This window comes from Enterobacter sp. PP-008-ECC_S150 (assembly GCF_045257065.1).
GTDB classification, from domain to species: Bacteria; Pseudomonadota; Gammaproteobacteria; order Enterobacterales; family Enterobacteriaceae; genus Enterobacter; species Enterobacter chengduensis.
Window position 1 is genome coordinate 94,297 of the sequence record NZ_JBJHHG010000003.1, and the last position, 24,738, is coordinate 119,034.

Annotated in this window: 26 protein-coding genes, 1 pseudogene and 1 riboswitch; of the genes and pseudogenes, 15 read left to right on the top strand and 12 right to left on the bottom strand. The window is 55.1% G+C overall.

Annotation, left to right across the window (positions count from 1 at the left end; genetic code table 11):
• The first annotated feature begins 97 nt into the window (after nucleotides 1–97).
• From ACJBF3_RS04830 to htpX, 4 genes are all read left to right on the top strand, one after another.
• The gene (locus tag ACJBF3_RS04830) at nucleotides 98–595 is read left to right on the top strand and encodes a GAF domain-containing protein (RefSeq protein ID WP_045326703.1); all 498 of its coding nucleotides are present in this window, start codon (nucleotides 98–100) and stop codon (nucleotides 593–595) included.
• A 96-nt stretch (nucleotides 596–691) separates the two neighbouring features.
• Nucleotides 692–1,378 carry an RNA chaperone ProQ gene (gene proQ / locus ACJBF3_RS04835; RefSeq protein WP_014884292.1) on the top strand — a complete coding sequence of 229 codons (687 nt, stop codon included), beginning with the start codon at nucleotides 692–694 and terminating at the stop codon, nucleotides 1,376–1,378.
• Nucleotides 1,379–1,397: 19 nt separating this feature from the next.
• Nucleotides 1,398–3,446, top strand: coding sequence for a carboxy terminal-processing peptidase (prc, locus tag ACJBF3_RS04840; protein WP_047723360.1), 2,049 nt, complete (start codon nucleotides 1,398–1,400; stop codon nucleotides 3,444–3,446).
• 193 nt (nucleotides 3,447–3,639) lie between these two features.
• Entirely contained in the window at nucleotides 3,640–4,521 is an 882-nt protein-coding gene (gene htpX / locus ACJBF3_RS04845; protein WP_014884290.1) for a protease HtpX, read from the top strand.
• 50 nt (nucleotides 4,522–4,571) lie between these two features.
• Here the strand turns inward: htpX and ACJBF3_RS04850 are convergent, their stop codons facing one another.
• Nucleotides 4,572–5,945, bottom strand: a complete 1,374-nt coding sequence (locus tag ACJBF3_RS04850) for an MFS transporter (RefSeq protein ID WP_045326701.1) — start codon at nucleotides 5,943–5,945, stop codon at nucleotides 4,572–4,574.
• 179 nt (nucleotides 5,946–6,124) lie between these two features.
• On the opposite strand from ACJBF3_RS04850, the gene kdgR reads away from it, so the two are divergent.
• Entirely contained in the window at nucleotides 6,125–6,916 is a 792-nt protein-coding gene (gene kdgR, locus ACJBF3_RS04855) for a DNA-binding transcriptional regulator KdgR (RefSeq protein WP_045326700.1), read from the top strand.
• Nucleotides 6,917–6,981: 65 nt separating this feature from the next.
• On the opposite strand, the gene ACJBF3_RS04860 is transcribed toward kdgR, so the two are convergent.
• Nucleotides 6,982–7,221 (bottom strand): YobH family protein, encoded by a 240-nt coding sequence (locus ACJBF3_RS04860; RefSeq protein ID WP_045326862.1) that lies wholly within the window; start codon nucleotides 7,219–7,221, stop codon nucleotides 6,982–6,984.
• A 161-nt stretch (nucleotides 7,222–7,382) separates the two neighbouring features.
• Between ACJBF3_RS04860 and mgrB the strand changes: the two genes are divergently transcribed.
• The 7 genes and pseudogenes from mgrB to rlmA all read left to right on the top strand — a co-directional run bounded on the left by mgrB (nucleotide 7,383) and on the right by rlmA (nucleotide 12,738).
• Nucleotides 7,383–7,526 carry a PhoP/PhoQ regulator MgrB gene (gene mgrB, locus ACJBF3_RS04865; protein WP_006175995.1) on the top strand — a complete coding sequence of 48 codons (144 nt, stop codon included), beginning with the start codon at nucleotides 7,383–7,385 and terminating at the stop codon, nucleotides 7,524–7,526.
• Nucleotides 7,527–7,600: 74 nt separating this feature from the next.
• A complete protein-coding gene (locus ACJBF3_RS04870; RefSeq protein ID WP_045326699.1) occupies nucleotides 7,601–7,891 on the top strand; it encodes a YebO family protein in 291 nt (96 codons plus the stop codon).
• 20 nt (nucleotides 7,892–7,911) lie between these two features.
• Complete coding sequence (locus ACJBF3_RS04875) at nucleotides 7,912–8,901, top strand: MBL fold metallo-hydrolase (RefSeq protein ID WP_072265670.1); 990 nt, start codon at nucleotides 7,912–7,914, stop codon at nucleotides 8,899–8,901.
• Nucleotides 8,902–9,426: 525 nt separating this feature from the next.
• Nucleotides 9,427–9,571: pseudogene (locus tag ACJBF3_RS04880) on the top strand (DUF2627 domain-containing protein).
• 13 nt (nucleotides 9,572–9,584) lie between these two features.
• On the top strand, nucleotides 9,585–9,794 hold the full coding sequence (gene cspE, locus ACJBF3_RS04885; protein ID WP_001062678.1) for a transcription antiterminator/RNA stability regulator CspE: 210 nt from the start codon (nucleotides 9,585–9,587) through the stop codon (nucleotides 9,792–9,794).
• A gap of 219 nt (nucleotides 9,795–10,013) precedes the next feature.
• The gene (gene ftsI / locus ACJBF3_RS04890; RefSeq protein ID WP_045326697.1) at nucleotides 10,014–11,732 is read left to right on the top strand and encodes a peptidoglycan glycosyltransferase FtsI; all 1,719 of its coding nucleotides are present in this window, start codon (nucleotides 10,014–10,016) and stop codon (nucleotides 11,730–11,732) included.
• Between the two features lie 190 nt (nucleotides 11,733–11,922).
• The gene (gene rlmA, locus ACJBF3_RS04895) at nucleotides 11,923–12,738 is read left to right on the top strand and encodes a 23S rRNA (guanine(745)-N(1))-methyltransferase (protein WP_045326696.1); all 816 of its coding nucleotides are present in this window, start codon (nucleotides 11,923–11,925) and stop codon (nucleotides 12,736–12,738) included.
• Here the strand turns inward: rlmA and mntP are convergent.
• The 5 genes from mntP to manX form a co-directional block, all read right to left on the bottom strand.
• Nucleotides 12,735–13,301 (bottom strand): manganese efflux pump MntP, encoded by a 567-nt coding sequence (gene mntP / locus ACJBF3_RS04900; protein ID WP_032642634.1) that lies wholly within the window; start codon nucleotides 13,299–13,301, stop codon nucleotides 12,735–12,737. The two genes, rlmA and mntP, sit on opposite strands and share 4 nt — an antisense overlap.
• 10 nt (nucleotides 13,302–13,311) lie before the next feature.
• Nucleotides 13,312–13,498: riboswitch (yybP-ykoY riboswitch) on the bottom strand.
• Nucleotides 13,499–13,696: 198 nt separating this feature from the next.
• Nucleotides 13,697–14,155, bottom strand: a complete 459-nt coding sequence (locus ACJBF3_RS04905; protein ID WP_045326695.1) for a DUF986 family protein — start codon at nucleotides 14,153–14,155, stop codon at nucleotides 13,697–13,699.
• Nucleotides 14,156–14,210: 55 nt separating this feature from the next.
• Nucleotides 14,211–15,062: a PTS mannose transporter subunit IID gene (locus ACJBF3_RS04910; RefSeq protein ID WP_006810994.1), complete on the bottom strand. Its 852-nt coding sequence runs from the start codon at nucleotides 15,060–15,062 to the stop codon at nucleotides 14,211–14,213.
• A 12-nt stretch (nucleotides 15,063–15,074) separates the two neighbouring features.
• Nucleotides 15,075–15,875 (bottom strand): PTS mannose transporter subunit IIC, encoded by an 801-nt coding sequence (gene manY / locus ACJBF3_RS04915; RefSeq protein ID WP_008500490.1) that lies wholly within the window; start codon nucleotides 15,873–15,875, stop codon nucleotides 15,075–15,077.
• Nucleotides 15,876–15,921: 46 nt separating this feature from the next.
• Nucleotides 15,922–16,887, bottom strand: a complete 966-nt coding sequence (gene manX / locus ACJBF3_RS04920; RefSeq protein ID WP_045326693.1) for a PTS mannose transporter subunit IIAB — start codon at nucleotides 16,885–16,887, stop codon at nucleotides 15,922–15,924.
• Nucleotides 16,888–17,203: 316 nt separating this feature from the next.
• On the opposite strand from manX, the gene ACJBF3_RS04925 reads away from it, so the two are divergent.
• Nucleotides 17,204–17,362, top strand: a complete 159-nt coding sequence (locus ACJBF3_RS04925; protein WP_376749492.1) for a protein YoaL — start codon at nucleotides 17,204–17,206, stop codon at nucleotides 17,360–17,362.
• Nucleotides 17,350–18,909, top strand: coding sequence for a CNNM family cation transport protein YoaE (gene yoaE, locus ACJBF3_RS04930; RefSeq protein WP_047716196.1), 1,560 nt, complete (start codon nucleotides 17,350–17,352; stop codon nucleotides 18,907–18,909). Before ACJBF3_RS04925 ends, yoaE begins: the two co-directional genes overlap by 13 nt.
• Nucleotides 18,910–18,915: 6 nt before the next feature.
• Here the strand turns inward: yoaE and ACJBF3_RS04935 are convergent, their stop codons facing one another.
• From ACJBF3_RS04935 to pabB, 4 genes are all read right to left on the bottom strand, one after another.
• Entirely contained in the window at nucleotides 18,916–20,514 is a 1,599-nt protein-coding gene (locus ACJBF3_RS04935; RefSeq protein WP_045326690.1) for an EAL domain-containing protein, read from the bottom strand.
• Between the two features lie 130 nt (nucleotides 20,515–20,644).
• Nucleotides 20,645–22,009 carry an L-serine ammonia-lyase gene (gene sdaA / locus ACJBF3_RS04940; protein WP_025756887.1) on the bottom strand — a complete coding sequence of 455 codons (1,365 nt, stop codon included), beginning with the start codon at nucleotides 22,007–22,009 and terminating at the stop codon, nucleotides 20,645–20,647.
• Nucleotides 22,010–22,193: 184 nt separating this feature from the next.
• Nucleotides 22,194–22,772, bottom strand: a complete 579-nt coding sequence (locus ACJBF3_RS04945) for a CoA pyrophosphatase (RefSeq protein WP_045326689.1) — start codon at nucleotides 22,770–22,772, stop codon at nucleotides 22,194–22,196.
• Nucleotides 22,773–22,778: 6 nt separating this feature from the next.
• Nucleotides 22,779–24,104, bottom strand: a complete 1,326-nt coding sequence (gene pabB / locus ACJBF3_RS04950) for an aminodeoxychorismate synthase component 1 (RefSeq protein WP_045326688.1) — start codon at nucleotides 24,102–24,104, stop codon at nucleotides 22,779–22,781.
• Nucleotides 24,105–24,165: 61 nt separating this feature from the next.
• On the opposite strand from pabB, the gene ACJBF3_RS04955 reads away from it, so the two are divergent.
• Nucleotides 24,166–24,348, top strand: coding sequence for a YoaH family protein (locus ACJBF3_RS04955; RefSeq protein ID WP_045326687.1), 183 nt, complete (start codon nucleotides 24,166–24,168; stop codon nucleotides 24,346–24,348).
• 6 nt (nucleotides 24,349–24,354) lie between these two features.
• Here ACJBF3_RS04955 and ACJBF3_RS04960 read toward each other — a convergent pair whose 3' ends face one another.
• A complete protein-coding gene (locus tag ACJBF3_RS04960) occupies nucleotides 24,355–24,699 on the bottom strand; it encodes a RidA family protein (RefSeq protein WP_023312193.1) in 345 nt (114 codons plus the stop codon).
• Nucleotides 24,700–24,738: the final 39 nt, after the last annotated feature.

The following is a 24,738-nucleotide window of genomic DNA, read 5'->3' on the forward strand; positions in this document are numbered from 1 at the left end:
ATAACTCATGAACGGATTCATCTTGAGCATGAGCGCATTTAATGCTTATTTTAATAGGCTATGCGGTAATTTTGTAAGACAACTAAGTGATTGAATAATGAACAAAACAGAATTCTACGCGGATCTGAACCGCGATTTTAAGGCATTGATGGCGGGTGAGACCAGCTTCTTAGCCACTCTGGCAAATAGTAGCGCATTGCTGTTCGAACGTCTCTCTGACGTCAACTGGGCAGGCTTTTACCTTCTTGAAGGTGAAACGCTGGTGCTCGGTCCGTTCCAGGGCAAACTGGCCTGCGTGCGTATCCCGGTAGGGCGTGGCGTATGCGGCACGGCGGTGGCAGAAAATCAGGTACAGCGTGTCGAGGACGTCCACGCGTTTGACGGACACATTGCCTGTGATGCCGCCAGTAACTCTGAAATCGTTCTGCCGCTGGTGGTCAAAAATCAGATTATTGGCGTTCTGGACATCGACAGTACGGTCTTCAGTCGCTTTACAAGCGAGGACGAACAGGGGCTGCGCGAGCTGGTGGCGAATCTGGAAAACGTCCTCGCGGCAACCGATTATCAAAAATTCTTTGCGAGCGACGCAGGATAATCAACGGATAACGTAGCATTTACTGATAGCGTCATTATAATGACGCCTGTTCATGCCTGCGCTTGTTGGCAACGTCCGTTGTAATCAGGAAATTTCATGGAAAATCAACCTAAGTTGAATAGCAGTAAAGAAGTTATCGCATTTCTGGCCGAGCGTTTCCCGCAGTGCTTCAGCGCGGAAGGTGAAGCTCGTCCCCTGAAAGTCGGTATTTTTCAGGATCTGGTGGCCCGCGTTGAAGGGGAAATGAACCTCAGCAAAACTCAGCTGCGTTCCGCCTTACGTCTTTATACTTCGAGCTGGCGCTACCTGTACGGTATCAAACCTGGCGCGACCCGTGTGGATCTCGACGGCAACCCGTGTGGTGAGCTGGACGAACAGCACGTTGAGCACGCGCGCAAGCAGCTTGAAGAAGCCAAAGCACGCGTTCAGGCACAACGTGCAGAACAGCAAGCGAAAAAACGCGAAGCCGCCGCGGCAAACGGCCAGGAAGAAGCGCCTCGCCGCGAGCGTAAACCACGCCCTGCGCCGCGTCGTCACGATAATAACGATCGCAAACCGCGTGCAGACAAACCAGCAGCAAAAGCCCCGCGTGCGCCTCGTGAAGAGCCGCGCCACACTCCGGTTTCTGACATTAACGCCCTGAGCGTAGGTCAGGCGCTGAAGGTCAAAGCGGGTAACAATGCTATGGACGCCACCGTACTGGAAATCACCAAAGATGGCGTTCGTGTACAGCTGACTTCTGGTATGTCAATGATTGTACGCGCAGAACACTTGTTGTTCTGAAACGGAGGCCAAGCCTGGCATGAACACTTTTTTTAAGCTCACCGCGCTGGCGGGCCTGTTTGCTATAACAGGTCACGCTTTTGCAGTGGACGATATCACGCGTGTTGATCAAATTCCGGTACTCAAGGAAGAGACGCAGCACGCGACGGTGAGCGAGCGCGTGACCTCACGTTTTACCCGCTCGCACTATCGTCAGTTCGATCTCGATCAGGCCTTTTTGGCCAAAATCTTTGACCGCTATCTGAACTTGCTGGATTACAGCCATAACGTTTTGCTCGCCAGCGATGTCGAGCAGTTCGCGAAGCGCAAATCCGAAGTGGGTGACGAGTTGCGTTCAGGCAAGCTGGACCTGTTCTACGATCTCTACAACCTGTCGCAAAAGCGCCGCTTTGAACGCTATCAGTACGCGCTGAAAGTGCTTGAACGTCCAATGGACTTCACCGGCAACGACACCTATAACCTGGACCGCAGCAAAGCCCCCTGGCCGAAAGATGAAGCCGAGCTGAATGCGCTGTGGGACGGAAAGGTTAAATATGACGAGCTGAGCCTTAAGCTCACCGGCAAAGACGAAAAAGAGATCCGTGACACGCTGACGCGCCGTTACAAATTTGCCATTCGTCGCCTGGCTCAGACCAACAGTGAGGATGTTTTCTCGCTGGCCATGACGGCCTTTGCGCACGAAATCGATCCGCACACCAACTATCTCTCTCCGCGCAACACTGAACAGTTCAATACCGAAATGAGCCTGTCTCTGGAAGGTATCGGCGCGGTGCTGCAGATGGACGATGATTACACGGTGATCAATTCGATGGTCGCGGGTGGCCCGGCATCCAAAAGCAAAGCGATTAGCGTAGGCGATCGTATTGTGGGTGTAGGACAAACCGGCAAGAGCATGGTTGATGTGATCGGCTGGCGTCTCGATGACGTGGTTGCGCTGATCAAAGGGCCGAAAGGCAGCAAGGTTCGTCTGGAAATTCTGCCAGCCGGTAAAGGCACCAAAACCCGTATCGTTACCCTGACCCGCGAGCGTATCCGTCTGGAAGACCGCGCGGTGAAAATGTCGGTGAAAACCGTGGGTAAAGAGAAGGTGGGCGTACTGGATATTCCTGGCTTCTACGTTGGGCTGACTGACGATGTCAAAGTTCAGCTGCAGAAGCTTGAAAAGCAGAACGTCAGCAGCATCATCATCGACCTGCGCAGTAACGGCGGCGGGGCGCTGACGGAAGCGGTTTCCCTCTCCGGTCTGTTCATCCCATCTGGTCCGGTGGTTCAGGTGCGCGATAACAACGGTAAAGTGCGTGAAGATGCCGACAACGACGGGGTGGTCTACTACAAAGGCCCGCTGGTGGTGCTGGTTGACCGCTTCAGTGCCTCCGCGTCTGAGATCTTCGCCGCGGCAATGCAGGACTACGGCCGTGCGCTGATCGTCGGTGAGCCGACCTTCGGGAAAGGCACCGTTCAGCAGTACCGCTCTCTGAATCGTATTTACGATCAGATGCTGCGTCCGGAATGGCCTGCGCTGGGCTCGGTTCAGTACACCATTCAGAAATTCTACCGCGTGAACGGCGGCAGTACGCAGCGTAAGGGCGTTACGCCGGACATCATGATGCCGACAGGCACGGAAGAGACGGAAACTGGCGAGAAGTTTGAAGATAACGCCTTGCCGTGGGACAGCATCAATGCCGCGACCTACGTCAAAGCGGGGGATATGACCCAATTTGGCCCTGAACTGCTGAAAGCGCATAACGACCGCATCGCGAAAGATCCGGAGTTCCAGTACATCATGAAGGACATTGCACGTTTCAATGCCCTGAAGGATAAGCGGAATATCGTGTCTCTTAACTACGCGCAGCGTGAGAAAGAGAACAACGAAGACGATGCAACCCGCCTGGCGCGTATTAACGATCGCTTCAAGCGTGAAGGTAAGCCTCTGCTCAAGAAACTGGACGATCTGCCAAAAGATTACCAGGAGCCGGATCCGTACCTGGACGAGACGGTGCATATCGCTCTCGACCTGGCGAATCAGGAAAAAGAGAAACCTGCCGTACAGCCCGCTCCGGCAAAATAACCTCCCAACAGGCACAAGAGATTGTGCCTGTTTCTTTTTGTTCTTTATCCTTCCGTCAGCCAGATTTCCAATTGTGTAAAGTTGTGTCTTTCTGGTGACTTACGCCCGCCGGATGCTTGAAAATAGCCGCAATACCCATACGATGTGGGTAATCGCATAGTGCGTTTTGTTAAACTGAGGTAAAAAGAAAATTATGATGCGAATCGCGCTCTTCCTGCTCACCAACCTGGCGGTCATGGTGGTTTTCGGGCTCGTGCTAAGCCTGACAGGAATTCAGTCGAGCAGCGTTCAGGGTCTGTTGATTATGGCGCTGCTGTTTGGTTTTGGTGGCTCGTTCATCTCCCTGCTGATGTCGAAGTGGATGGCACTGAAATCGGTAGGCGGTGAGGTTATTGAACAGCCGCGTAACGATATGGAACAGTGGCTGATGAATACGGTGGCTCAGCAATCCCGTCAGGCCGGGATCGCCATGCCGCAGGTGGCGATTTACCATGCTCCGGACATCAACGCGTTTGCCACGGGTGCGCGTCGCGATGCATCCCTGGTTGCCGTCAGCACCGGACTGCTGCAAAACATGAGCCGTGACGAAGCGGAAGCGGTAATTGCCCACGAAATCAGCCATATCGCTAACGGTGACATGGTGACCATGACCCTGATTCAGGGCGTGGTGAACACCTTCGTGATCTTTATCTCCCGTATCCTGGCGCAGATTGCGGCTGGCTTTATGGGCGGCAACCGCGACGAAGGTGAAGAGAGCAACGGTAACCCGCTGATCTATTTCGCCGTGTCGATGGTTCTGGAACTGGTGTTCGGTATTCTGGCCAGCATCATCACCATGTGGTTCTCCCGCCACCGTGAATTCCACGCGGATGCCGGCTCGGCGAAGCTGGTAGGGCGTGAGAAGATGATTGCCGCGCTGCAGCGTCTTAAAACCAGCTACGAGCCGCAGGAAGCGAACAGCATGATGGCCTTCTGCATCAACGGGAAATCCAAGTCGTTGAGCGAGCTGTTTATGTCTCACCCGCCGCTGGATAAACGTATCGAAGCGCTGCGCAGTGGGGAATACCTGAAGTAACGCAACGAACATTCATAAGCCGGGCAGGAGTTCACTCCGCCCGGCTTTTTTTATGCCTGAACTCTGGGCTGGGTCACGCGGAGGCCGCTGACGATTGCGGCGAGGGAGGCAAGGGCACCTGCGGTCAGAAGCGCAACATGGTTGCCGTTTTGTCCGGCGAGGTTAAACATCAGGGCGACCAGCGCCGCCCCGCTGCTTTGTCCCAGGAGGCGCGCGGTTCCGAGCATGCCGCTGGCACCTCCGCTGCGATGACGCGGCGCGGCGGTGATAATGGTGTGGTTATTGGGTGACTGGAATAGCCCAAACCCCGCGCCGCACAGGATCATGCGCCAGATGATGTCCAGATCGGTTGGTGATGACGGGAGCAATGCCAGCGCGAACAGGCCTGTCGCCATCACCGCCAGCCCCAGCGCGCCGAGTAAACCGGCATGGACGCGTTCAATTAAGTAACCTGCCAGCGGCGCCATCACCATGGTCGCCAGCGGCCAGGGGGTTAACAGCAGGCCGGTCTCCACTTCTGAACGGCCAATCACGCCTTGCAGAAAGAAGGGCAGAGAAACCAGAGCCAGCATCTGGGCGCAGAACGAGCAGACTGACGTGCAGATGGAGAGCGAAAACAGGGGAATACGCAGCAGGTCAACGGGCAGTAAAGGCACCGGGAGCGCGAGCTGGCGGCGAACAAAGAAGAAGCCGATCGCCAGCAGGGCGATGAGCTCAGCGCCAGTGAGTAACAGAGATTGTCCCTGCGCAAAGCCGCTCAGCGCCGTAATCAGCAGGCCAAAGGTCAGGGCATTCATCACCGCGCTCGCCACATCGAAGCGCGGCATGGTGCTTTTGGGGCCGTTAGCAGGAAGAAAGCGCAGGGCAAAGAAGATGGCGACGATACCCAGCGGCACGTTAATGGCGAACAGCCATTGCCATGACGCAACGGAAAGGATCGCTGCCGCAATGGTTGGCCCGGCGGCGGACGAGACGGCGACAATAAACGAGTTTATCCCCATGCCGCGCCCCAGATGACGCTGCGGATAAATGAGGCGGATCAATGCCGTGTTTACGCTCATGAGCGCCGCGCCGCCAAAACCCTGTGCGATGCGGGCCAGCGTCAGGGTATGCAGCGAATCTGAAAGGGCGCAAAGCAGGGACGTGAAGGTAAACACCACCAGACCGCACTGGTACACCCGACGGTAGCCAAACATATCGCCCAGAAAAGAGAACGAGAGCAGGGAAACCACAATGGCAATCTGATAGGCGTTAACAATCCATATCGAGCTGGCGGGAGAGGCATGCAGGTCGCTGGCGATGGTTGGCAGGGCAACGTTCGCGATTGCGCCGTCAAGTACGGCCATTGAGATACCGATAATGATGGTCGCTATAGCGCCATACCGCTGGGGTAAAGGCAGGCCATCGGAAAGGGTCTTTTCCATTGGGATTAAAAAAGCTCAGCGTGAAATTATTCTCAGGGTAACTATTTTAGCACTGTTACAGCGGTGATATGTCGCAGATTTGTAACGAAGTAAACGCGGATTGATTGCAGGTGACATGACGGGAACTTATAATAAAAACCGGTTCTGATTTTTATAAAACACTCTCTATGAGGTGGTAAATGGCTATTGCGGATTTGGATAAACAGCCAGATTCAGTTTCTTCCGTGCTGAAGGTGTTTGGCATCTTACAGGCGCTGGGAGAAGAGCGTGAAATAGGTATTACAGAGTTATCGCAGCGCGTGATGATGTCAAAAAGCACCGTTTATCGCTTTTTGCAGACCATGAAGTCGCTGGGCTACGTTGCGCAGGAAGGCGAATCTGAAAAATACTCTCTGACGCTGAAGTTGTTTGAGCTGGGTGCCAGGGCGCTGCAAAATGTTGACCTGATCCGCAGCGCCGATATTCAGATGCGCGAAATCTCTCGCCTGACCAAAGAGACCATCCATCTCGGCGCGCTGGATGAAGACAGCATTGTTTACATCCATAAGATCGACTCCATGTACAATCTGCGCATGTATTCGCGGATTGGTCGTCGCAACCCGCTCTACAGTACCGCCATCGGTAAGGTGCTGCTGGCGTGGCGCGATCGTGAGGAAGTGAAGCAGATCCTCGAAGGCGTCGACTACAAGCAAAGTACTGCACGAACCATTACCAGCACCGACGCGCTGTTAACGGTGCTCGATCGCGTACGCGAGCAGGGTTATGGCGAAGATAATGAAGAGCAGGAAGAGGGGCTGCGCTGTATCGGCGTTCCGGTGTTTGACCGTTTTGGCGTGGTGATCGCGGGCTTAAGTATCTCTTTCCCAACCTTACGCTTCTCCGAAGAACGTCTGTACGAGTATGTGGCGATTCTGCACACAGCCGCGCGTAAGATTTCTGAACAGATGGGTTATCACGACTATCCGTTTTAATTTTTCTAGTATAAAAAACGCCGCATCCGTTGCGGCGTTTTTTTATCCTTCACTTACCCGGCAGATTAACCATTATCAATGACGACGGAGGTTTTACGCAGCACGGGGCAGTGGGTTAAGCCAACGATCCCGCTGTCGGTATGCAGATATTGCGCAGAGCTCATTCCTTGTGCTGTTAAGTATTTACACTGAATGCCTAAGCCAGCAGCGTTTTCGGTGCTTCCCACCAGCACGCCATAACCCGTTAGCAGAAGACCAATCCAGACAAGGGCCAGTGCAATAATTGTTCGAGTGATGAATCGCATCATTACCTCTTTTTTCGTTTTTATCATAATGCTAGCGTAACCGGTTCAGGCGGTTAAACAAGTGCAGGATTCTGAAAAGAGACGCGATGGAGGCGCAGTTAGCCCTTGTTTAAGGTCAACGTGATAACGTTCTTGCATCAGATCTTTTGACGGAGTGTGGAGTGAAAAAAATACGCTGGGTAATTCTGATTATCGTGCTGATAGCGTGCGTGGTGTTATGGACGCAGACGATCAACGTGATGTGCGATCAGGATGTACAGTTTTTTAGCGGCGTTTGCGCGATTAACAAGTTTATTCCGTGGTAACACGCATTTTTTCTCAAGGTGATTTCCTTCCTTCGCGCCAGTGGTAAAATAGACGTTTTTATTGAGGTGGTGAAATGGGTGAGTTACTGAATTCAGGGCTGCTGAATATAGCATCCCTGATGATTTCTTTGGTTGTTCTGCTTGTAGGGCTGGTCATTTGGTTCTTCGTGAACCGCGCCAGTTCACGTACCAACGAGCAGATCGAACTGCTGGAAGCGCTGCTCGATCAGCAAAAACGTCAGAACGCGCTGCTACGCCGTCTGTGTGAGGCTAACGAACCAGAAGAGAAAAGCGTGCCTAAAGACGCGGTCGCTGAAGAGATGAAAGACGAAGACGACTTTATCCGCCTGGTGGCTGAGCGTTAATTTTATGCGGGGAGGTGGCTGTGGTCTGGAAAAATCCCTGGTATGACCCCTCCCTGAAACATCACACCCCAAACGGTTTTTGTAATACCGCCCCTGTCGGCCATCAACCCGGCGATCTGGACCGCTGGCGTAAAGCGCGTAAAGAGGCCGGTTTGCCGAAGCCACCCGCGCTGGGCTATGCAGACTTTATCCGCCAGTGGTGGCAACCTGTCGAGCTTACGCAGCCTCAGGACGATGGGGTGTGGTGGCTGGGACACGCGAGCGTGTTGCTCCAGATGGACGGCAATATTCTTCTTACCGATCCGGTTTTTTCACGTCGCGCTTCTCCGCTCCCTTTCCTGGCACCACAGCGCAAAACGCCGCCCGCACTGTACGTCGAACAACTTCGCCAGCTTGATGCGGTTGTCATCTCTCATAATCATTACGATCATCTCGATGACGCGACCATTCGCCGTATCCTCAAACGCTTTCCCGACGTCAGTTTCTTTGTACCGTTAGGTCTTGCCGACTGGTTTCGCCGTCGGGGAGCAAAACGCGTGATTGAGCTCGACTGGTGGCAGAGTTTCACCTGGCAGGGGATGACGCTGACCGCCGTCCCGGCACAGCACTGGAGTATGCGCACGCCATGGAACCGCAATCGCTCATTATGGTGCGGCTGGGTGATGGAAGGGCGACAGCATCGTTTCTGGTTCAGCGGCGATACGGGATATACGCCTGAACTGCTGTTGATACCCGAGCGTCTGGGACATATCGATGCTGCCGCGTTACCGATCGGCGCCTATGCCCCGCGATGGTTCATGGCTATCCATCATATGGATCCGCAATCTGCGGTGGCATTATGGCAGCAGTTGGGGTGCCCTCTGGCGTTTCCCGTTCACTGGGGCGTGTTTGAACTGGCAGATGAAGCCCTGGATGAACCTGTCCGAGAGTTAACTAATGCACTAGATATTTTAGCACCAGTTAATCATTCTTTCAGGATACTGAAAATTGGTGAATATTTATCCTTATAAACGAAGCGACAAGGTGCTGCATATATTCTCTACCTAAACGCACCCAGGAATGTTTTATTTTTATCGAAACGTTTTGCTTGCCTGTTTTTGATGCAGAGTCACAAAAATTTCATTATTTTGGTGCATAACGCTGTTTATTAACTGGTGCATTTTAATACAGCCAGGCGTGTGTTATTAACGCTGTTTTTTTTCTGAAACAATTTGGTCGCGTTACAATGATTTAAGCATAAGTTTTCACAAATTGTTCTAACTCAATCACGATGAAAGATTTCTTTTCCCGCTGGCTGGACGCTTCGTAAAGATTGAGCTATGTTAAAAATGTCTTAGATTACAGCGCTTGTGAAAGCAGCGCTGGGTCTTTGTGACGCAGCAGAGCTGTCTGTACGCGTTGCGCATAATTGTGCAAAACCTGACAGGCACTGTTCGAATTTGTGCGGCGGATCGAGACATGTTTAAAAATGGCTTGCCATATTAAACATAGTGTGTGATAACACGTTTTGGGTCAAACGAGGTACAGTTCTGTTTATGTGTGGCATTTTCAGTAAAGAAGTCCTGAGTAAACACGTTGTCGTTGAATACCGCTTCTTTGCCGAACCTTATATTAGTGCCTCATGCAGTAATGTCTCAGTTTTATCTCAGTTAATGCCTGCGGGCTAAGAAAACACTCTAAGGAATTTTGCAAAATGGCAAAGATTAAAGGTCAAGTTAAGTGGTTCAACGAGTCTAAAGGTTTTGGTTTCATTACTCCTGCTGACGGCAGCAAAGACGTGTTCGTACACTTCTCTGCAATCCAGGGTAACGGCTTCAAAACTCTGGCTGAAGGCCAGAACGTTGAGTTCGAAATTCAGGACGGCCAGAAAGGCCCAGCTGCAGTTAACGTCACTGCTATCTGATCGAACCGCTGCTGACTGAAGCGCCTTGCGCCTCAATCTCAGACATAAAGCCTCGCTTAACGCGGGGCTTTTTTATGTCCGCTATCTTTCAAAATATTACCATCTGCGCTCCTGTTAGTAACTTGTTGCAAAGCTGCGAGGTTAGTAGCACTGTTTTGCCACCCTTAACGCATCTTTTCCCGTTAAATCAGGGCGTTGTTTACTAACCCTGGGGTTCAGGTGAAGAAGAAATTGATAGCGACCGCCGGAAATTTCACACCGGCGCGTTTTGCGCTGCTCTGTTTAGCTATTTTTTGTAGTCTGGCTTTTTTGCTGGGCCGCGTGGCCTGGCTGCAAATCATCAAGCCTGACAATCTGGTGAAGCAGGAGGATATGCGCTCCCTCCGCCAGGTGGCGATTGATGCGCCGCGCGGCATGATAGTGGATCGCGAAGGCCGCCCCCTGGCGGTGAGCGTGCCCGTCCGGGCCGTCTGGGCCGACCCTAAAACGGTGCTGGCAAAAGGGGGCGTCGGCGCTGATGAGCGCTGGCAGGCGCTGGCCAGCGCGCTGCATCTCTCACTCGACACACTCTCGGCACGCATCAACGCCAACCCACAGGGGCGCTTCATTTACCTTGCTCGTCAGGTCGATCCGGCGCAGGCAAAGTGGATCGACAAGCTGAATCTCCCCGGCATCAACTTGCGCGATGAGTCCCGTCGTTTTTATCCTGCCGGCCATGTGGCTGCGAACCTGATTGGCTTCACCAATATTGACGGGCAGGGCATTGAGGGTGTTGAAAAGAGCTTTAACGCGCAGCTCACCGGCAGGCCGGGAGTGCGCCAGGTCAGGGAAGACCGCTATGGACGCGTGGTTGAAAACCTGACCGAAATAGCCCCCACACCGGCGCATAACATCCAGCTAAGTATCGACGAGCGGCTGCAAACCATCACCGAGGATGCGCTGGACAATGCTGTGGCCTGGAACAAGGCCGAGTCGGGTGCATCGGTGCTCATTAATATCCCAACCGGGGAAATCCTCGCCATGGCGAGCTATCCGGATTTTAACCCCAATAACCGGGAAGGGGCGACGATCAACGATTTTCGCAACCGTGCAATCAGCGATACGTTCGAACCCGGTTCGACCGTCAAGCCGCTGGTGCTGATGACGGCTCTGCAGCAGGGGCTGGTCCAGCCGGACAGCGTGATTGACACGCACCCGTATACCCTTGACGGGCACCGCATTCGCGACGTGGGCTTTTATCCGGAGTTGACGATGACCGGGATCCTGCAAAAATCGAGCGATACCGGCGTGTCCCGGCTGTCGCTGGCGATGCCCGTCCAGCATCTCATTGATACCTATCGAAACTTCGGTTTTGGTACAAATACGGGGCTTGGCTTAACGGGGGAAAGTTCGGGGCTATTGCCGCAGCGTAAATTCTGGAGCCAGCTCGATCGCGCGACCTTTGCCTTCGGCTACGGGCTGATGGTGACCCCGCTGCAGCTGGCGCACGTCTACGCCACGATTGGCGGCTTTGGGCTTGAGCGTCCGCTCTCCATCACCCGCATCGATCCCCCCGTTATCGGGCACCGCGTCATGCCGGAAGAGATTGCGCACGAGGTGGAGCACATGATGGAGAGCGTTGCGCTGCCCGGCGGCGGGGGGGTTAAGGCCGCCGTTCGCGATTACCGGGTGGCGGTGAAAACCGGTACGGCGAAGAAAATTGACGATAGCGGGAAGTACGTCGATAAATACGTCGCCTACACCGCGGGCGTTGCGCCCGCCAGCAATCCGCGCTTTGCTCTGGTGGTGGTGATTAACGATCCGCAAAACGGGGCCTACTACGGCGGTGCCGTCTCCGCGCCCGTCTTCAGCGAGATTATGGGGAACGTGCTGCGTCTGGAGAATGTCAAACCTGACGGGCTGCCGGCGGGTTCCGACCACCTTATCGTTATGCGTTAACCGGGCGTCTATACCCAAAATAATTCGAGTTGCAGGAAGGCGGCAAGGGAACGAATCCCCGGGAGCGTACATAAGTACGTGACTGGGGTGAGTGAGTGCAGCCAACGCACCTGCAACTTGAAGTATGACGGGTATATAACCAGAGCGAATAGCGGTACACTTAGCCCTTTGATTATGCTCCGGAGTCACCATGTCCTTCAGCTGTCCCCTTTGCCACGCGCCCCTGACACACTCAGAGAAAAGTTATACCTGTCCGCAGGGGCATCAGTTTGACAGGGCAAAAGAGGGCTACGTGAATCTTCTGCCGGTGCAGCATAAGCGCTCCCGCGATCCGGGCGACAGCGCAGAGATGATGCAGGCGCGTCGCGCGTTTCTGGATGCCGGACACTATCTGCCGCTGCGGGAGACCGTCGCGCAGATGCTCAATGACATTCTGCCGGGTTCAGCCACCGCCGTGCTCGATATCGGCTGCGGGGAAGGGTACTACACCGCGCGGTTTGCAGAGGTTGCCCGCGAGAAGGGCGCGCAGACGTTCGGTCTGGACGTGTCGAAAGTGGCCATTCGCGCGGCGGCAAAGCGTTATGCGGACGTGACGTTCTGCGTGGCATCCAGCCACCGTCTGACGTTTGACGATGCCAGCATGGACGCGGTTATCCGCATTTACGCGCCCTGTAAGGCAGAGGAGCTGGCGCGCGTGGTGAAACCGGGAGGATGGGTAGTCACCGTGACGCCGGGTCCGCGTCATCTGCTGGAGCTGAAAGGGCTGATCTACGACGACGTGCGTCTGCATGCCCCTCATTCTGAACGGCTGGCCGGTTTTACCCTGAAGCAGGAGCAGACCGTGGCGTATGACATGACGCTGAAAGGGGACGAGGCTACCGCGCTGCTGCAGATGACGCCGTTCGCGTGGCGGGCAAAACCGGAAGTGTGGGAAACGTTAGGCGCACAGTCAACATTTGGCTGCCAGACGGATTTCAGTATCCACGTCTGGCAGCGCGAAGATTAACCCGCGAAGTGTGCCCAGAGGATCTGGGCACCAATGCCGATCAGCACAATACCGCCTAAGATCTCGGCGCGTTTACCCAGCAGCGGGCCAATAAACCGTCCAACCATCATGCCCAGCGTGGACATAATCAGCGTCGCACAGCCGATAGCCAGCGCGGTGGCGATTATATTGACCTGCAGGAATGCCAGACCGACACCGACGGCCATCGCATCCAGGCTGGTGGCAATAGCCGTGGTGACCAGCAGCCAGAATCCGTGGCGGTGCTGAGGCTCCTCGTCTTCATCATTACCGCCGCGAAAACCTTCAATCACCATTCGGCCACCGAGAAACACCAGCAGCACAAATGCAATCCAGTGGTTCCACTCCAGCACGAACTGGCTGGCAAGCATGCCAAGGCCCCAGCCGATAAGCGGCGTCAGCGTTTCGATAGCGCCAAAGATCAGGCCGGTACGCAGGGCTTCGGAGAATTTAGGTTTGTGGAGCGTGGCGCCTTTTCCGATGGAGGCAGCAAATGCATCCATGGACATGCCAAAAGCGAGGAGGATCGTAGCGGAAATATTCATAACAGCGTCCAGACCGGGGATATCCATATGACACATCACTGCCCCCAGTAAACAGCAGTTGATGTATCTATGGTCTCGCCTGATCGCGCCGCACATAAGTGCTCTAAGCGATCCGTACGTGCCACGTTTTTCAACGAGTATGTTGACACGTACATTTCCTGCGAGCAGGAAATCGGCTACTCCCCAACGACGGGCGCAACCTTAACATATTTTGAGAATATAAAACAACAATGAAAAGGCATTATTTAAAATGCTTATTGATAACGATTTTCATTTATCTTTATTCGTAAAAATATCGTTAACAGATAGAGATAAAATTAACGAAGAAAATATAGCTTTGGCTATATTTCATGCGCAAAATAAACGCAGAACATAGCCGTGGCTATATATCTAACTCATTGATTTTTAACGAGTAGCTTGTATATCTTTTCCAGGTCGTCAATATTTTTAACCCGAATAAGCAGGCGGCGATGTTCTAATTGCATCACCAGCACGCCGTCTTCGGATAAATTCATCTCTTTAATACGGTTATATTCTATCCACACGTTGGCGAAGAAAAAACCACGGGATTTAAAAATGATTTTCGGCGTGCGGATCCAGAACAGATAAACGGCCATTAATGCCAGCGCACATAATAACCATGTGGTTAATATTGCACCATGGCTGGTCACGTTGTTGTAAATAAGGATGACGATGAGGCCCGCGAAGATAAACGCATCCACGCGCCCGCGTCGCAGAAGGGGAAGGGAGAGCAGCGTCTCGCCGTGACGGCGGGGCATGATGAACTCGTCATAGATCGCGTAAGCCAGAAGGGCTGCAATAAATAAAACCAGTACGATGTCCGTGACAGTCATTCATCCTCCATATAAAAAAAACCGGGGGCAAGCCCCCGGCCTATAGCATTTAAATTTAAAGACCCAGCAGGCCGACGGCGTAGCCCGCGATACCGATGACGAAGAAGCCAACGATAATCCACAGCGGGTTCACTTTCTTACGCAGCAGCCACATGCAGGCGAAGGTCAACAGCAGCGGAACCAGGCCAGGCATGAGCTGATCCAGAATCGTCTGCACGGTGGTGACGCGGGTCTGACCATCCTGACCGGTGATGGTCGACACCACCAGCGGGATGTTCACGTGCGTCCACTTGTTCACCAGCGCCCCCATGACAAACAGGCCGAGGATAGATGCCCCCTCAGTCAGTTTCTGCAGGAAGCCGCCGCCCATGTCCTTAACGATATCTACCCCTTTACGGTAGCCGTAGGCCACACCGTAGTAGCGGGTCAACAGACGCACGGCGTTGAACAGGATGAAGAACAGCAGTGGGCCAAGCAGGCTGCCGCTCATCGCGATACCGGCACCCAGCGCCGCGAAGACCGGACGCACGGTACCCCAGAAAATAGGGTCACCGACACCGGCCAGCGGCCCCATCAGACCGACTTTGATACCGTTGATGGCACCATCGTCAATCTCTGCGCCGTTTGCACGCTGCTCTTCCATTGCCAGCGTTACGCCCAGTACGGGGGCCGCAACGTAAGGATGGGTGTTAAAGAATTCCAGGTGACGCTTGATCGCCTGACGGCGCGCTTCGTTGTTTTCCGGATACAGGCGTTTGATCGCCGGCACCATGGAGAAGCAGAAGCCCAGCGCCTGCATACGTTCGAAGTTCCATGAACCCTGAAACAGGTTAGAACGGATGAACACGCCGCGAATATCACCCGGAGTGAGTTTTTTCTCGGTGGTAGTTTTTGTCATATCAACCATTTCGCTCACCTGTTAGTCCAGTTCGTTATCGAGATCGTTGTTACCAGCAGCCTGCGCTGGGGCACCCGCCACGCGGTTATATTTCGGGCTGAGCTGGATGTAGAGAATCGCCATCACCGCACCAATCACGCCCAGTGCCACCAGGTTGAAGTTGGTGAAGGCAGCGGTCACGAAGCCGAGGTAGAAGAACGGCATCAGGTAGCCCGCGCGCATCATGTTGATGACCATCGCATAACCGACGACCACGATCATACCGCCCGCGATGTTCAGACCGCCGGTGACCACTTCTGGAATGGCGTTCAGCATGCTCTGGACTTCGCTGGTACCGACAGAGATTGCCACGATAACCGCCGGGATCGCGATACGCATCGCCTGCAGGAACAGGGAGGAAACGTGGATCCACGACAGCGCCGTGAGGTTGCCGTTTTCAGCCGCCTTATCCGCCGCGTGCTGGAAGGCAACGGTGATAGTACGAACGATGATGGTCAGAACCTGGCCTGCTGCTGCCAGCGGGATCGCCAGGGCGATACCGGCACCAATACTCTGGTGACCGGCAATAACCAGAACGGTTGAAATGATAGAGGCCAGCGCGGCATCGGGCGCAACCGCGGCGCCGATGTTCATCCAGCCCAGGGCGATCATCTCCAGGGTACCCCCGATGATGATACCGGTTTTCATGTCACCCAGAACGGCCCCGATCAGCGTACAGGCCACCAGAGGACGGTGAAACTGAAATTCATCAAGTACGGATTCCATACCCGCAATACATGCGACGACGAACACCAGCACAATCTGAAGAGTGGTAATCTCCATTGCACTTCTCCTATTACATAAACTTTATATGAGAACCGGCGCGGGCTTATTTCCCAACTTTGCCGATCAAATCCATCATTTTCAGTTTTTGATCCGTGGAAACCTTGCGGGCTTCCAGCTCAATACCGCGTGCATTCAGCTTGTTGAATGCCTCGATATCTTTCGCATCGACTGAAATGGCGTTGTTGACCTGGGTTTTGCCCTGACGGAATGCCATACCACCAATGTTCACGGAGGTGATTTTCACGCCGCCTTCAACAATGCGCTCAACGTCTGTCGGGTTAGTGAACAGGAGCATCACGCGTTCACCCGCGTATTTCGGGTTGTTGTAAACGCGGATCATCTTGGCGACATCCACGACGTGCGCGGTCACGCCAGGAGGAGCAACCTGAGTGAGAAGGGTTTTACGCACGGTGTCGGCGGCCACTTCATCGCTGACGACGATAATGCGTCGAACGTTGGTCTCTTTGGTCCAGCGCGTGGCAACCTGGCCGTGAATTAAGCGGTCATCAATACGGGCAAGGCCGATGACCATGTAATCGTTCGGGCCCATCGGTTTTGCCGGTGCTGCCGCTTTCGGTGCCGCTGCGGGTGCAGGGGCAGGTTTTTCAACCGGCTGTGCTTTCAGGGCTTTTACCCCTTCGCGACCGGTTTCAACGGCCAGCGCAACCAGCTCATCGAACGACGGATTGTCGTCGCGCGCCATGAAGGTTTCCACCAGCATGGGGATATTGACCCCGGCGACAACTTCATAGTGCTCTTTATCGACGACAATACGGCTGGCAGCATTGAACGGGCTGCCGCCCCATGTATCAACGAGAAACAGCACGCCTTTGCTGGTATCCAGCTTCTCAAGCTGAGCGTTGTACTTCTCTATCAGCGTCTCGGCGTTTTCACCGGGAACGAAATCGATCCAGCCGACGTTTTCCTGCTCGCCCAACAGCATCTCTGCCGTTTTGAGTAGCTGCTCAGCAGCCCAACCATGTGTGCCTATGACAATAGCAATGGTCACTTGCTACCTCCTTTTATTATCATTAATACGCCTGCCAGGCAGTCGTACTGAGAATCGTATTGGCGAACCGAATCGATTCAGATAAGGGTTAGAGTTCAAAAAACTAAGACTTCCGCGAATTATTTTAGATAGTGAAAAAATAATTTATGTGATGAAGATCCGTAATTTAGCCACGCGTTACAGATTTCTCTGTAGCGTAAAGCCGCTGTGTTACAGAACTTTGCAAAGGAACGTAAATCTTTGCTAAAAACACAGTGTCTCTGATATGTTTAGCCTCCGTTTAATTATTCAGGAGTATAGGGCTACAGCCCACTATATGGACCGTCACCGACGTCAGTCATCTGCCAGGCCATTTCGCGCCTTTTTCACCGGCGATCCTCGCCACGTTTCGACTCTACCTGTCTCTGTTTTGCCCACGTTGAGTGGGGCACCGTTTCGTCATTCCTTTAGCAGGAGCTTGTCATGGAATTCTTAATGGACCCGTCAATCTGGGTGGGATTGCTCACGCTGGTGGTGCTGGAGATTGTTCTCGGCATTGATAACCTGGTGTTTATCGCTATCCTGGCGGACAAGCTGCCGCCAAAACAGCGTGATAAAGCGCGTCTGATTGGCCTCTCGCTGGCGCTGGTCATGCGACTGGGGCTGCTCTCCGTTATCTCCTGGATGGTCACGCTGACCAAACCGCTGTTCTCCGTCATGGATTACACCTTCTCAGGCCGTGATTTAATCATGCTGATCGGGGGGATATTCCTGCTTTTCAAAGCGACGACGGAGCTCCATGAGCGGCTGGAAAACCGCCAGCATGACGATGGGCACGGCAAAGGCTATGCCAGCTTCTGGGTGGTGGTGCTGCAGATCGTGGTGCTTGATGCGGTCTTCTCGCTGGATGCGGTGATCACGGCGGTCGGCATGGTGAACCATCTGCCGGTGATGATGGCGGCCGTCGTCATTGCGATGGCGGTGATGCTGCTGGCCTCGAAGCCATTGACGCGCTTCGTCAACCAGCATCCGACGGTGGTCGTGCTCTGTCTGAGCTTCCTGCTGATGATTGGTCTGAGCCTGGTGGCGGAAGGCTTTGGCTTCCATATTCCGAAAGGCTACCTGTACGCCGCGATTGGCTTCTCGATCCTGATCGAGCTGTTCAACCAGATTGCGCGCCGTAACTTTATTAAGCAGCAGTCGAATCAGCCGCTGCGCGCCCGTACCGCAGACGCGATTTTGCGCCTGATGGGCGGTCGTCGTCAGGTGAACGTTCAGTCAGATGCTGAAAACCATAATCCGGTTCCGGTCCCCGAAGGGGCGTTTGTGGAACAGGAGCGCTACATGATCAACGGCGTGCTCTCCCTGGCCTCCCGTTCGCTGCGCGGCATCATGACGCCGCGTGGGGAAATCAGCTGGGTCGATGCTAACCTGAGCGTGGATGAAATTCGCCAGCAGCTGCTCTCTTCTCCACACAGCCTGTTCCCGGTATGTCGCGGCGAGCTGGACGAGATTATCGGCGTGGTGCGGGCGAAAGAGATGCTGGTGGCGCTGGAAGAGGGCGTCAACGTGGAAGCCGTTGCTGCGGCCTCACCTGCGATTGTCGTGCCGGAAACGCTGGATCCGATCAACCTGCTCGGGGTGCTGCGTCGCGCCCGCGGCAGCTTTGTTATCGTCACCAACGAGTTTGGCGTGGTGCAGGGGCTGGTCACGCCGCTGGACGTGCTGGAAGCGATTGCCGGTGAATTCCCGGATGCCGACGAAACGCCAGAGATCGTGGCCGACGGTGAAGGCTGGCTGGTGAAAGGAACAACCGACCTGCACGCGCTCTCGCACACGCTGGGGCTGGAAAACGTCATCAACGACGAAGAAGACATCGCGACCGTTGCCGGTCTGGTTATCGCCGTTAACGGGCAAATCCCGCGCGTTGGGGACGTGATCGAGCTTTCGCCGCTGCACATTACCATCGTCGAAGCCAACGACTATCGCGTTGATATGGTGCGTATTGTTAAAGAACAATCTGCCCACGACGAAGATGAATAAGTCTGCCTAGCGCAGCGGCATGAGGGGCACAATGTGTCCGTTATGATGCGCTGGCGGGGATGCGCTCCCCGCCAGCCACGTCGGAAAATCCCGCAGCGGCATGGGCCGCGCATAGAAAAATCCCTGCAGGACAGGCACGCCGTGGCGGCGCAAATAGCGCGCCTGCTCCTCTGTTTCAACCCCTTCAGCCACCAGTTCAATATTCAGCCGCTGGCCCAGTGCAATAATCATATCCGTCACCGTCGAATTCACGGCGTCGGTGCCGATCGCCGTGGTAAACGACTGGTCGATTTTGAGCACGTCCGGATGCAGCTTTTCAAGCCAGGAGAGAGAGCTGTTCCCGGTGCCAAAATCGTCGATGGCGAGCTTCACCCCTTTGCGATGCAGTTCACGCACGATGCGATAATCCGCATCCAATAGCGCATCCCGTTCCGTCAGTTCAATCACCAGCTGCTGACGCGGACCGGCGCTGAACCAGAGGTGATTGAGGTCCTGTATCAACACCGCACGTCGGAAATGGCTGGCGGCGACGTTAATGCCGATGTGAAAACCGGCGCTGTTGGGGAAGTAGCCTATCTGGCGCACCGTTTCGGCGATAACATAGCGGGTGAGAGGGACAATCTGGTTATGATCTTCTGCCAGAGGGATAAAAACCTCCGGGGCGATCCATCCCTGACGGGGGTTATTCCAGCGCAGCAGGATCTCCACGCCGGTGCATGCCTGGGTTCGGGCATCCACCAGCGGCTGGCAGAAAAGTTCAAATTCCCGCCCCGCGATCCCCATATCGATCTCCCACGTGAAGCTCATCCGGGTTGCCGTGGCCAGCCAGGCGAGATAGCCCAGCACCAGGCTGAGCATGAGCCCCAGCGGCAGCTGGGCTGGCAGGCTTTTAAAGGCTAATTCGCCAGGGCCTGGTCCGCTGACCGAAATGGTGAAAGGGTGCTGGACTGATGACTGCTGAAAAAGCGTGCCTTTCGCATCAAACGTCAGGCTGTCGGTGACGCGTTGTCCATAGCGCAGAAAGCGATCGCCCACCGTCAGCGCCACGTCATTGATGAGCGGGCGCTGGGGCTCCAGGATCATTTTGGCGATCAGATCGATATTGACGATCTCAATGACGCCTGCTTCACCGTCCGCAGAGACGGGATACCACTGGATCAATATTGGGCTGCCCTTAAGCAGCCACTGGTCGGTCGATAAAATCAGCTTCGCCGTGCTGTCGGGTAATTCTTTCAGGAAGTCACGAAGGGGCACATTGCGGCTGCCGAAAATACTTGAGCAATACAGGACGCCGTCTTTAATCAGGGCGATGGAGCGTACCGTCTGCAAAATGGCGGCCTGCTTTCGCAACGTCAGCTGCGCCTGCGGGCAGGGCTGCCCCACCAGGGGCTGGAGCAGGCTGCGGTGGTTCTCTAAAGAAAGCAGTACGTTATCAAGGGCGCGAACGGAGTGGCTGGTGAAATCAAGGATCCGCTGCTGGTTAATATTGCGCTGGGAAATAAAGCGAACGCCTAACGTCAGGATGAGCGTAAGGAGCGCAACCGCCGCACAGACGATAATGCGTTTTCGGCGATAGTGTTTAATGATCGTTTGTGCAGTTTGCATGAACGGTCGCCTGATAAGCCACCAGCTACAAAAGCCGGACGCAACAGTAAAAGTGTAGTGGGGAAAGCAGAAGGAGACGAGGAAGAAGAGGGAAATTCGCCCATCCGTTGCAGATGGGCGAAAGCGAGTATTAGTCGCACTGCACCTTAATGGCCAGGCCACCACGGGACGTTTCGCGATACTTCGCGTTCATATCCTTGCCGGTTTCGTACATGGTTTCAATCACCTTATCCAGCGATACGCGCGGTTCGCTGGTACGGCGCATTGCCATACGTGAGGCGTTGATGGCTTTTACCGAGGCAATCGCGTTACGCTCAATGCACGGTACCTGCACCTGGCCCGCCACCGGGTCACAGGTCAGACCGAGGTTATGTTCCATACCGATTTCGGCCGCCACGCAGACCTGCTCAGGGCTTGCGCCCAGCAGCTCTGCCAGACCCGCCGCCGCCATGGAGCAGGCCACGCCGACTTCACCCTGACAGCCCACTTCCGCACCGGAAATGGAGGCGTTCATCTTATACAGCGCGCCAATAGCGCCTGCCGCCAGGAAATAGCGGATATAGATGTCCGGCGTCACGGGCTCAATAAAGTGGTCGTAATACGCCAGCACGGCCGGAACGATACCGCAGGCACCGTTGGTGGGCGCCGTCACCACGCGGCCACCGGCGGCGTTCTCTTCGTTCACCGCCAGCGCAAACATGTTTACCCAGTCGACCACGTTCATCGGATCGTTGGAGAATTTGTCCGTGGTCACCAGCATACGGCGCAGGGCAGAGGCACGACGCGGCACGCGCAGTGGACCCGGCAGAACCCCTTCGGTGTTCATCCCGCGGTCGATACAGGCGCGCATGGTTTGCCAGACGTTGGCAAAATAGTCTTCAATCTCTTTTTTGCTGTGCAGGGCCAGCTCGTTCTGCATCACCATGCCGGACAGGGAAAGACCGGTCTGTTTGCAGTAGCCCAGCATCTCGGTAGCCGATTTAAACGGGTACGGTACGCTGACGTCGCCGACGCTGTCTTTGCCAAAATGCTCTTCATCCACGATGAAGCCACCGCCGATGGAGTAGTACGTTTTGCTGTAGATCTCTTTTTCACCGCTAAACGCGTGAATGGTCATGCCGTTTTCGTGCAGCGGCAGGTTGTCGCTACGGAAGCGCATGCCGTCATCCTGCGGGAAATCGACTTCCTGCTGACCGTTAGCCAGCAGCAGGCGACCGCGGGTTTCCACGTCGCGGATGAATGCCGGGATGGCATCAATATCAACGGTATCCGGCATATTGCCTGCCAGACCCATAATAATGGCGATATCGGTGTGGTGGCCTTTACCCGTTAAGGACAGCGAGCCATAAACGTCTACGGCAACACGGGTAACGCTTTCCAGTAATCCTTTTTCGACCAGATCATCGACGAACTGTTTACCGGCCTTCATCGGGCCAACAGTATGGGAAGACGAAGGGCCAATTCCCACTTTGAACATGTCGAATATACTAATCACTTTCACACTCCTGACAGGGTTACCGGGGTTCCAGTAACGATGTTATAACTGCGCATAGTGTAAGAGGGAACACCGACCTCGGCTTAACTATTCACATGAATTAAACTAATGGTTAACGATGGGTTTTGCTAATAGCGCGACGCCGATCGCAAACCTGTAAAAAAGGATGGAATGTAAAGTATAGTCAAGGCTTCAGGCCGATTTGCAACGCCAGCTCGCGAATAATGCCCGCCGTCATGCCCCAGACAAAATAATGCTGATACCAGGATAGCCAGACCCGATGGTCATGCCCCCGACGCTGAATATCCAGCGGGTGATAGCGGCTCAGTCGGAGGGCTTCATCCAGCGGCATTTCAAACACCGCGGAGACTTCATCGACGCTGGCGTGATACTGCAGGCCCGGCGGGATAACGCCCACCACCGGCGTGACCTGAAAACCGGTGACGCTGTCGACCGGCGGCAGCACGCCGATGACCTCCACGGCCTGCGGCGGAATGGCAACTTCTTCCTGCGCTTCCCGCAGCGCGGCGGCAATCAGCGAGGCGTCGGAGCTGTCTACCGCGCCACCCGGAAAGGCGACCTGTCCCGCGTGCTTGCGTAAATGGGGGGAACGCTGGGTGAGCAGCAGGCCCGGGCGCGCACGACGCACGACCGGGATCAGCACGGCCGCCTGGCGCGGGTTCAGCGCCTCGCGGTTGACCTGCGGTCGTAATAGCTGAAAGCGAGATAAAAAGTCATCCAGCGTCAGGTTCTCTTTTTCCACCCGTGATTACTCCAGTTGTTGCAGGATACGGTTAACTTTATCAAAGGTTTCCTGATATTCCGCATCGACCTGGCTATCGGCGACAATGCCGCCCCCGGCCGAACAGTAAAGGTTGCCGTCGCAGGCGGTCAGCGTGCGGATGGTAATGCTGGTATCCAGCGTGCCGCACAGGCTGATATAGCCGATGCTGCCGCACCAGGCGTTGCGGCGCTGCGGCTCCAGCTCATCAATGATCTCCATCGCCCGCACCTTTGGCGCGCCGGTGATGGAGCCGCCCGGGAACGCGGCGCGCAGAAGATCGCAGGCCGTGCGTGAATCGGGCAGCCGCGCGGTAATGGTGCTGACCAGGTGATGCACCGCCGGGAAAGGCTCAACGACAAACAGTTCCGGCACGCGGACGCTGCCCGGAACGGCCACCCGGCCAATGTCGTTACGCATCAGATCGACAATCATCAGGTTTTCGGCGCGGTCCTTCGGCGAGGCGGCCAGCTTTTCCGCCTGCCGGCGGTCGGCGTCGGGATCGGCAAGGCGCGGCAGGGTGCCTTTAATTGGACGGGTTTGAATGGTGCCCTCGGCCAGATGAATAAAGCGCTCGGGTGACAGGCTAAGTATGGCCCCCTGTTCCAGACGCACAAACGCGCTAAAGGGCGCCTTATTGCTGGCATTAAGACGGGTAAAGGCCTGCCACTCGTCTCCCCGGTATGTCGCCTGAAAACGCTGGGCGAGGTTCACCTGATAGCAGTCGCCGCTTTGCAGATAGGCCTGAACGCGCGAAAACTTTTCGGCATACTCCGCGGCGCTCATGTTCGAGCGCCAGCCGGAGGTCAGCGCGAACGTCTCTGCGGGGGCTGGCTGCTGCGCCTCAAGCCACGCCAGCCGCGCCTGCACGTCACGGTGGCTCAGCAGGGAAACCGTTTTTTTCAGGTGATCGACAATTAACGCCCAGTCATACAGCCCCACGGCCATGTCTGGCAGGGCAATATCAGCCTGCGCATGCTCAGGCAGCGTTTCGAAACGGCGACCCAGATCGTAGCCAAACAGGCCCAGCGCGCCCCCCTGAAAAGGAAGGTCCGGGTTGGGGGTGGCAGATAAGCCCAGCGCGTTAATGTCGTGCTGAAGCTGCGCCAGCGGATCGTCCGTCAGTGACAGGTCATCGGTTGTCAGCGTCTTCAGCGGATCGGCGACCAGAATATCAAAGCGGCTATAGGGATGGTCCGCATGACCGGAGTGCAGCAGCATCGCAAACGGAAGATGGCTCAGGCGGGCAAACCAGTATTCAGCGGCGTCTGTCCGCCAGGGCAGGGTAATAACAGTGGGGAAGCGCATGTTCATGTGTGGCATACTACCGGGCAGCGTGAAATAATTAGCGCGAATAATTTAGCAGGAGTTGACGATGTTTGCAGGTTTACCTTCTCTGAGCCATGAACAGCAGCAGAAAGCGGTTGAGCGAATTCAGGAACTGATGTCCCAGGGGATGAGCAGCGGACAGGCGATTTCCCAGGTGGCGGAAGAACTGCGCGCCACGCATACCGGCGAGCGGATCGTGGCGCGTTTCGAGAATGAAGATGAAGAGTGATCGGGCTTAAACCGCCGCGATAATCTTAATCTCTACCTTGTATTCCGGCTTCATCAGCGTGGCCTGTACGGTGCAGCGTACGGGCGCGTGACCCGCCACCACCCACGCATCCCAGGCTTTGTTCATTGCCGCGAAGTCCTCTTTGTTCGCCAGGAAAATCGTCGCATCCAGAATGCGGGATTTGTCGCTGCCCTGTTTTTCCAGCACCGCATCAATCTGCGCCAGAGTATTAGCCGTCTGCTCGAACGCGTCCGCGTCCAGGTTAGCCGGTACGCCGGTGTAGTAGAGCGTCTGGTTATGGATCACCACATCAGACCAGCGGGCTTCGGCATCAATGCGCACAATTGTCATAAACGTTTCCTCGTTATTTTTCGTCGTCAGGCCGCAAGA